Origin of the sequence: Diaphorobacter sp. J5-51 (assembly GCF_001023515.1) — a bacterium.
GTDB lineage: Bacteria > Pseudomonadota > Gammaproteobacteria > Burkholderiales > Burkholderiaceae_C > Diaphorobacter > Diaphorobacter nitroreducens.
In genome coordinates this window covers 21,355-29,045 of record NZ_JSYI01000083.1, presented here as the reverse complement: position 1 = coordinate 29,045, position 7,691 = coordinate 21,355, and the positions used below count along the sequence as shown (strand labels likewise).

Here is a 7,691-nt window from a genome sequence, read left to right as displayed (position 1 = left end):
CCGCCATCAGCATGGAATCGTGTCCGCCATCGCGTGGAATACGCACTTGACCATGTCACCGTACTGCGTCAGCGGGCCAGTGGTGGGCATCACCATGGCGATCTTGACTTGCGCATGCGCGGTGGAGAACAAAGCGGCACCGGCCAGACCCAGTGCGGCAACGACGGTGTGCATGCGGAACGGAATGCTCATAGGACTCTTTCAACTTTGGGTAAAGCGGTCTGAAAAATCAACAGGCCCCAGTGGGGGCCTGAGACGTAGGCCGCAAAGATTAACGGGACGTGTGGCGTTGGCAACAGGGTAACCGGGGGTGGCCCTGCCGGAAGGTTTTTGCTAGGGCTGTTGCCGAAAGACGGGCAGCGTTGTCCGCGGGGCTTACGGCGGACTGACATGCGCGGGGGCGATAGGGTTTTGCCCGTCACCCGGGGCGCAGTGACCGCGCTGTGCGGCCGTGGGGTGCCCGAATATATGTCAAAAAGGCCTGCAGCGCCCGCCCATCAAGCGCGGACAGCTATATTTTGATGAGCATCAACTCCGTCGATGTACTTGGGCCATCAAGGAAAGCTCGCCGGCTTGGGCGCGGGCGTGCTGGCGGGCTCGCGAGCGGTGGCGGCGCAGGCGGCGGAATCCGGAGCAGGATGTAGCCGTGACTCCGGCACCGGCGTGCCGGCACGCCAGCGGCGCACCACGCGCTGGAAGATCAGTGTGTTGGGAATCTGCAGCAGCGTGCCAGGCTCGGGGGCGGTGGCGTCCTCCAGCGTGGTGTAAAGCAAGTTGATGTCCATCACGCGGCCCAGGGCGCCGGGCTTGTCGGCGGTGTCCAGCAGTTCGATGTGGTCTCCCACGCGGAACGGGCCGACGGTGAAGATCAGAAAGGCGCAAAACAGATTGGACAGCACGCTCCATGCCGCGAAGAACGCCACCGCGCCCACTGTGGCGAAGCCGGTGAAGGCCGTCCACAGCACGGCCGCTGACACCCCCAGGCGCTCCAGCACCAGCAGGCCGGCGCTGCCCAGGATGAGCCAGCGCACCACGGCGTTGATGGGTGTGAGCAGTTCGTGCGGGAACTGGTAGTGGTCGCTGGCCCGCATGATGATGCGCAGCAGCAGGCGCTGCAGCAGCAGCGCGGCCAGGACGATGAGCACAATCTGCACACCGGGCACGATGATGTCGAGCCAGTCGTGCATCCAGACGGGGAGGGCGGTTTTCAGTCGCGGCAGCATGTCATGGGCAATGAACGGGTGGGCAAGCGCTGGCGCGGCTCAAATCTGCCGCTGCTCGATGGTGTCCATCTGCATCTCGAAGCTGAAGAAGCGGTCCCGGCCCTGGGCCTTGGCGGCATACAGGGCCTCGTCGGCGCGCATGAGCATGGTCTCGGCGCTGGTACCGTCGTCGGGCACGCACGTGGTAATGCCACCCGACAGCGTGAGCGTTTCGCCGTTGGGCGAGCCCGGATGGGCGATGGCGCGGGCCTTCAACAGCTTGCCCAGCGCGCGCGCGAACGTCATGGCGCCCGAGCGCGGCGTGTTGGGCAGGATGAGTGCAAATTCTTCGCCGCCATAGCGCGAGGCCACGTCGCGCGGGCGCATGCAGACGTCGTGCAGCACGCGGCCGACCTCCTTCAGGCAGGCATCGCCCTGCACATGGCCCAGGGTGTCGTTGTATCTCTTGAAATGGTCCAGGTCGCACAGCATCAGCGTGAGCGGCACTCCGTCGCGCCGCGCGGCGAGGATCTCGCTGTGCAGGATGCGGTCGAAGCCGCGGCGGTTGACCAGCCCCGTGAGCGGGTCCATCTCCACCATCTCGTTGAGGTGCTGGTTGGCCACGTGCAGCTCTTCGGTCAGTTCCACGAGGCGCCTGCGCATGTCGCGCAGCCGGCGCATGGCGCGCAGCTTGGCGGCCAGAACGATCGGCTTGACGGGCTTGACGAGGTAGTCATCTCCGCCGGCTTCGATGCCGCGCCACACATCCAGGTCGCCATCCAGCCCCGAGAGGAAGATGATGGGCGTCCAGCCGCCGGGTTCTGCCTCGCGCATGCGCTGGGCCACCCAGTAGCCGTCGTTGCCGCCAGGAAGGCGTATGTCCAGCAGCACCAGGTCGGGACGCCGCAGCTTGAACAGCTGTAGCGCCGCGTCGGCCGAGGCGGCCTCCAGTACTTCCGACACCCCCACATGGCGCAGCTCGCCTGCCAGTGTGGCGCGCACGGACGCCTGGTCCTCCACCAGCAGCACGCTGAAGGGCTCAAGCAGGAACTGCGGAAATGCGTTGGCGCTGGCAGGAGGGCTCATGAGGTGGCGCAGTGGAGGCCGCTGGTGCGGCGGGATGTCAGCGTGGCCACGTGCGGCCACGCATGCCCACGGGTCAGTGCTCGCGCCGCAGGGCCGGGAACAGGATCACGTCACGGATGCTCGGGCTGTCGGTGAGCAGCATCATCAGCCGGTCGATGCCGATGCCGCAACCACCTGTGGGCGGCATGCCGTATTCCAGCGCACGTACGAAGTCGTGGTCGAAGAACATGGCCTCGTCATCGCCCGCGTCCTTGGCAGCCACCTGCGCATGAAAGCGGGCGGCCTGGTCTTCGGCGTCGTTCAGCTCCGAGAAGCCATTGCCGAACTCGCGGCCGGTGATGTAGAGCTCGAAGCGCTCCGTCACCTCGGGGCGCAGGTCGTTGGCGCGCGCCAGAGGGCTGATCTCGGTCGGGTGCTCCATGATGAAGGTCGGCTGCCAGAGCTTGTCCTCCACCTCTTCCTCGAAGTAGAGCACCTGCAGGCTGGCGAGGGTCCGGGTGGACAGGCGGTCCTTCTCCTCGGTCATGCCCAGTTTCTTGAGCGCGCTGATGAGCCAGGCGGCATCGTCCACATGTGCGCCGGCCTCGGTGTGCTGGTAGATGGCCTCGCGGATCGTGAGGCGCTGGAAGGGCTGGGCCAGATCCACCGCGCGGCCACCGTAGGTGAGCTGCAGCGTGCCCGTGGCCTTGAGTGCGGCATCGCGCACCAGCGCCTCGGTGAAATCCATCAGATCGCGGTAGTTCCAGTAGGCCGCATAAAACTCCATCATCGTGAACTCGGGGTTGTGGCGCACCGAGATGCCTTCGTTGCGGAAGTTGCGGTTGATCTCGAACACGCGCTCGAAGCCGCCGACGATCAGGCGCTTGAGGTACAGCTCGGGCGCGATGCGCAGGAACATCTCCTGCTCCAACGCATTGTGGTGGGTGACGAAGGGCTTGGCGTTGGCGCCGCCGGGAATGGGGTGCAGCATGGGCGTTTCCACCTCCAGGAAGCCGTGCTCCATCATGAAAGAGCGGATGCTGCCCACAGCCTTGCTGCGCGCGACGAAGCGCCGGCGCGCGGCCTCGTCGGTCATCAGGTCCACGTAGCGCTGGCGGTACTTGACCTCCTGGTCGGCCACACCGTGGAACTTGTCGGGCATGGGGCGCAGGCTCTTGGTGAGCAGGCGCAGGCGCGACACCTTGACCGATAGCTCGCCGGTCTTGGTCTTCATCAGCGTGCCTTCGGCACCCAGGATGTCACCGAGGTCCCAGCGCTTGAAGTCGGAATAGGCTTCCTCGCCAATGGCGTCGCGTGTCACGTAGAGCTGGATGCGCCCGCCGGTGTCACCCAGCGATCCATCCTGCAGGGTCGCGAAGCTGGCCTTGCCCATGACGCGCTTGAGCATCATGCGGCCGGCCACGCTCACCGTGATCGCCTGGGCTTCGAGCGCTTCTCCATCCAATGTGCCGTACTGCTGCTGCAGCACTGCGGCATGGTGCTGGGGCTTGTAGTCGTTGGGAAATGCCACGCCTTGACCCTGGGCCTGGTTCTCGCGCAGAGCCTTGAGCTTTTCACGGCGTTCGGCGATGAGTTGGTTTTCGTCCTGGGGGGCTGGTGCAGGAGTGGCTTCAGTGGACATGGCGGAGTGCTGGCTGGAACTTGGGCAGAAGCCCTCTATTTTGCCATCCAGGCCGACAGCATCAGCAGCCCAGCGGTGCAAAGGCCGGCGAGCCACCACAGGTGCACCTGCGGCGTCCAACCCATGGGGGCGAGCAGCACCATTATCTGCATGATATTGAAACCTATGGTCAGCAATGAGTAGCGGCGCGCCAGTCCCTGCTGGAAGGGCCGATGGCTCAGTGCCGCGAAGATGCATGCGCTACCCTGCCACAGCATGATGGGCAGTATATAGGGCAGCAGGCCCTGCCATGTAGGCGCCAGCAGTGTGGTCTGCAGTACGGCGGCGCTCCCCAGACCGATCAGCCCTGTGACCAGGGCAGCTCCCATCCCTACGCCCAGCGACTTCAAGCGTGAGGGCCGCGCTTGTGCCAGCAGCACTTGTGACCAAGCCGCGTGCACGATGGCGGGCATTAAGCCGAACAGCCGTAGCAGCACTGCCAGATAGCTGGCGTCCGCCGTGCCATGCTGCCGCTGCCAGGCCAACACCAGAGCTACGCCGGCCACGGCATCCATTACCGCGTGCGCCATGCGCAAGAGAGCGCTGCGGCCGTCGGATTGCCTTGCTGCGGATTGAGGTGGATGGTCGGTGCGGCTACCGTGAAGCAACCAGAGCGCCCCCACTGCATAGCCGCACGCCGCCGCGGCCAGTAGGCCGGTGGCGTTGTCAGCGTTTCCACGCATACCCAGCCCGGCGGCCAGCGCCAGCGCCAGCAAGGGGGGGGCTGTGCGTACGCAGGCGGCGGACATCGGTGATGCCGTGCGCAATACCCAGGGCTGGGCCAGGTACCAGCCCATTTGCAACAGCGCTAGCAGCCCGGCCCAGGCCACCACGGTGGTCAAAGGGAGGACGGGACTCGACCACCATAGGGCTGCGGCCACCAGGGGCAGCAGCAGTATCCAGCGCAACAGGCTGGCGCGCAGAGCAGCACGAAGCGCCCGCTGTGGGGGCAGGTGTGCGTCGGCAAGGAACTGAAGTGGGCTTTGTGCCAGTGCCAGCGTGACCCAGAAAAACGCCACTTGTGCTACGACGGCGAAGTGGCCTGCCGCCGTGGGCGTGAAGAAGTGGAGCATGGCCGCACCCATGAGCGCTTGTGCGATCAGCGCGATCAGACTGGCTCCGGCCATCAGCAGCGAGGTGCGGTTCACGGGCACAGCCCCAGGCGGCGCCAGAGTGCCAGTCGTTCAAGTACGCGCGGCCATGCCAGTGTGGATACATCAGGCACCACGCAGCCAGCCATGTCTGGTATGGGCAGGTAGGCAAAGCGCGCTCCGTGCTGCGCTTCGAAGGCCCGCACCCAGTCGTAGTCGGTGCTGACCACTGGCAAACCTGCCGCGCAGTATTCGATGAGTTTGGTGGACGTCTGTTGGCTGTACGGCAATTGGTCAGGAACCAGGTTCAGTCCGTAGCGCGCGCGGCGCAGCAGGGTGGGTACCTGACCGTGCGGAACGCGACCCGTGACGTGCCCCAAGGTGTGCAGTGTTTTACGCAGATCGACAGGCGGCTCGCCAATCAGCAGAGTGCGCTGGCCTGCCTGTTGTAATGCGGTCAAGAGTGGCACAAACTGCCGCAGGCGTTGCATGTCCCCCAGATAGACTCCGTCGAACTCGGGCGCAGCCCGTCTCGCACACGTGGCAAGAAAGGATGGCTCCACGCCCATGTCACGGAACTCGTACGGCACGCCGTCGGAAAATCCCAGCCGATCGCGCACCCAGGTATTCTGGAAAAGGCGGTACTGCGGCACGGGCTGCAGGGCGCGCTTGGCCCGGTCCTTGACCTTGGGCCAGGGCGGCACTGAAGCCGATGCGTATTCATGGATGTGAAAGGCATGGCTGAGCCGCCGCGCCGCGTCGTGCGGCACGCGGCCGCACATCCACCAGCAGATGACCGCATCTGCAGGCACGCTCGCAGGGCGGGAATGCACCTGCGCGCTGTGCCCCAGCGCCGCAAGGAAGTCGCCATATGCCGCCAGTTCGGGCAGGTAAGCGCTGCCGGGGTGAATGAAGTGGATCAGCACGCCGCCTCCTGCAGCACGCGTTGCCAGTTATGCGAAAAGCGCTCAGGACTGTAGCGGCGCAGCACCTGGGCCATGTCGTGCGCCAGTTGTTCGGGTGGCATGGCGCACACGGTTTGCACGGCGCGAGCGAGCGCAGCCGCGCTGCAGTCGTGGGCCAGCGCATAGGGCATGTCTGGCCCCAACATTTCGCGCAGCGCGGGGATAGGCAGGCCTACGCAGGGCCTGCCAGCGGCCAGCGATTCCAGCGCTGCCATGGGGCAGCCTTCGTAGAGCGATGCGAGCACGGTAACTTGCCATGGGGCGTACACCGTGGCCTGTACGAGGTGAAAAGGGCGCAACTCCAGCCGGCCGACTTGCTGCAGGTCAGCACCGGCTGCACACAGCGCCGGTTGTGAAGGGCCATCGCCTACCATGCAAAGCCGATAAGTAGTCGGCAGCAAGCGCAGCATCTGCACCAGCAATTCGGGCTGCTTCTCCGGCGCAAGCCTACCCACGAAACCCAGGTATTGCGGTGACGCGCCCATTGGCGCGGGCTGCCAATCAGGATGGGCGTTAGGAATCACCTCCAGGCGTTGCCCTGCCGCTGCACCGCCCGTGAATTCAAGGAACGAGTCGCGTGTGTGGGCTGAGACGAACACCACCCAGCGTAGTCGGCGATACAGCCAGCGCAGCCAGGCGCGTTTGGCAGCACTGGCATGGGCGTGCTCCAGCACCTCCTGCGTGGGGCCGTGAAGCCATGCCACCACGGGCCGGCGCAGCAGCATGCCCAGCAGCCAGGCTGCATAGGACGGTAGAAAGCCGTTCGTGGCTACGATGATGTCGGCCCGCCAAACGGCACGCAGAAGCGCTCCGATGCGCGTATTGCGCAGAGCCAAGGCGACCGGTATCTGGCCTGCGCACCGCAGTGCATTCGCCAGCGCCTGTGTGGCGGTGTGAATACCGCCAACGGCCATGTCTTCTTGCAACAGCAGGATGTAGCGCGTGTGCATTCTGGTGGAGGGCGCGCCAATAATCGCACGATGCCACACATTGAAACCTATTTGCTGGGCGAGGCTTTCAGCGACGATTTGCCTTTCAGGCCGGGGATTATCGGACATGCCCAGCCACGCGGTGATTTGCTGGCCGGCTGGGCCGCGCAGCAGTGCGTGCTGCATGTGGGCTTTGCCGACCATGCACCGCTGATTGCACGCCGCGCCTCCGACGGCAGTTGGTTGCACGCGCTTCTCAGCCGCAGCGCACGGATCTGCCATGGTATCGACATCAACGCCACCGCTGTGGACACGGCGCGCAGCCTGGGTTTTGACCACGTGCAGCAGCTCGACGTGTTCGCTCACGAGGCCCCGCAGGTGCTGGCCCGGTGTGCGCCCGACATGGTGCTGGTGCCTGATGTAATTGAGCACCTGCCTGACCCCGCCGCGTTCCTGCGTCGGCTGGCGCAGTGCCTGCCAGAGGCAGAGTTCGTCGTCAGTGTGCCCAATGCGTTGTCCCTGCGCAATGCGCTTCACGGCGTGTGCGGGGTGGAGCATGTCAACACCGACCATCGGGCGTGGTTTTCACCCTTCACACTACTGAAGGTGCTGGCGGATGCAGGGCTAGTGGGCGCCGAACTGCACAGCTGCCAGGTGGCGGCGCCGGGGACGATGAAGGGGCGCCTGTTGCATCGGCTGGCAGTGCGCAGGCCGTTGTGGGCGGATGTGCTGGTTGCGCGAGTGAAGGCACGTTGACA

7 protein-coding genes and 1 pseudogene are annotated in these 7,691 nt (G+C 65.3%); 1 reads left to right on the top strand and 7 read right to left on the bottom strand.

The annotated features are described in order from the left end of the window. Positions 1-45 precede the first annotated feature (45 nt). From OX89_RS11930 to OX89_RS11900, 7 genes and pseudogenes are all read right to left on the bottom strand, one after another. Positions 46-192, bottom strand: a pseudogene (locus OX89_RS11930) (leucine ABC transporter subunit substrate-binding protein LivK); the annotation flags it as partial. Between the two features lie 362 nt (positions 193-554). Then, a complete protein-coding gene (locus OX89_RS11925; RefSeq protein WP_047350766.1) occupies positions 555-1,223 on the bottom strand; it encodes a mechanosensitive ion channel family protein in 669 nt (222 codons plus the stop codon). A gap of 39 nt (positions 1,224-1,262) precedes the next feature. Next, the gene (locus OX89_RS11920) at positions 1,263-2,288 is read right to left on the bottom strand and encodes a diguanylate cyclase domain-containing protein (RefSeq protein ID WP_047350765.1); all 1,026 of its coding nucleotides are present in this window, start codon (positions 2,286-2,288) and stop codon (positions 1,263-1,265) included. Positions 2,289-2,361: 73 nt separating this feature from the next. Then, on the bottom strand, positions 2,362-3,909 hold the full coding sequence (lysS, locus tag OX89_RS11915; RefSeq protein WP_011806371.1) for a lysine--tRNA ligase: 1,548 nt from the start codon (positions 3,907-3,909) through the stop codon (positions 2,362-2,364). A gap of 35 nt (positions 3,910-3,944) precedes the next feature. After that, positions 3,945-5,096 (bottom strand): hypothetical protein, encoded by a 1,152-nt coding sequence (locus OX89_RS11910; RefSeq protein ID WP_234305555.1) that lies wholly within the window; start codon positions 5,094-5,096, stop codon positions 3,945-3,947. Next, positions 5,093-5,965, bottom strand: coding sequence for a glycosyltransferase (locus OX89_RS11905; RefSeq protein ID WP_047350763.1), 873 nt, complete (start codon positions 5,963-5,965; stop codon positions 5,093-5,095). Before OX89_RS11905 ends, OX89_RS11910 begins: the two co-directional genes overlap by 4 nt. Continuing rightward, complete coding sequence (locus OX89_RS11900) at positions 5,959-6,954, bottom strand: glycosyltransferase family 4 protein (RefSeq protein WP_047350762.1); 996 nt, start codon at positions 6,952-6,954, stop codon at positions 5,959-5,961. The genes OX89_RS11905 and OX89_RS11900 overlap by 7 nt, the downstream gene beginning before the upstream one ends. A gap of 30 nt (positions 6,955-6,984) precedes the next feature. On the opposite strand from OX89_RS11900, the gene OX89_RS11895 reads away from it, so the two are divergent. After that, a complete protein-coding gene (locus OX89_RS11895) occupies positions 6,985-7,689 on the top strand; it encodes a bifunctional 2-polyprenyl-6-hydroxyphenol methylase/3-demethylubiquinol 3-O-methyltransferase UbiG (protein ID WP_047350761.1) in 705 nt (234 codons plus the stop codon). Positions 7,690-7,691 lie beyond the last annotated feature (2 nt).

Bases quoted from the DNA above. Each gene is read 5' to 3' on its own strand.
- OX89_RS11925 (WP_047350766.1), bottom strand. From the start codon at position 1,223: ATGCTGCCGCGACTGAAAACCGCCCTCCCCGTCTGGATGCACGACTGG.
- OX89_RS11920 (WP_047350765.1), bottom strand. From the start codon at position 2,288: ATGAGCCCTCCTGCCAGCGCCAACGCATTTCCGCAGTTCCTGCTTGAG.
- lysS (WP_011806371.1), bottom strand. From the start codon at position 3,909: ATGTCCACTGAAGCCACTCCTGCACCAGCCCCCCAGGACGAAAACCAA.
- OX89_RS11900 (WP_047350762.1), bottom strand. From the start codon at position 6,954: ATGCACACGCGCTACATCCTGCTGTTGCAAGAAGACATGGCCGTTGGC.
- OX89_RS11895 (WP_047350761.1), top strand. From the start codon at position 6,985: ATGCCACACATTGAAACCTATTTGCTGGGCGAGGCTTTCAGCGACGAT.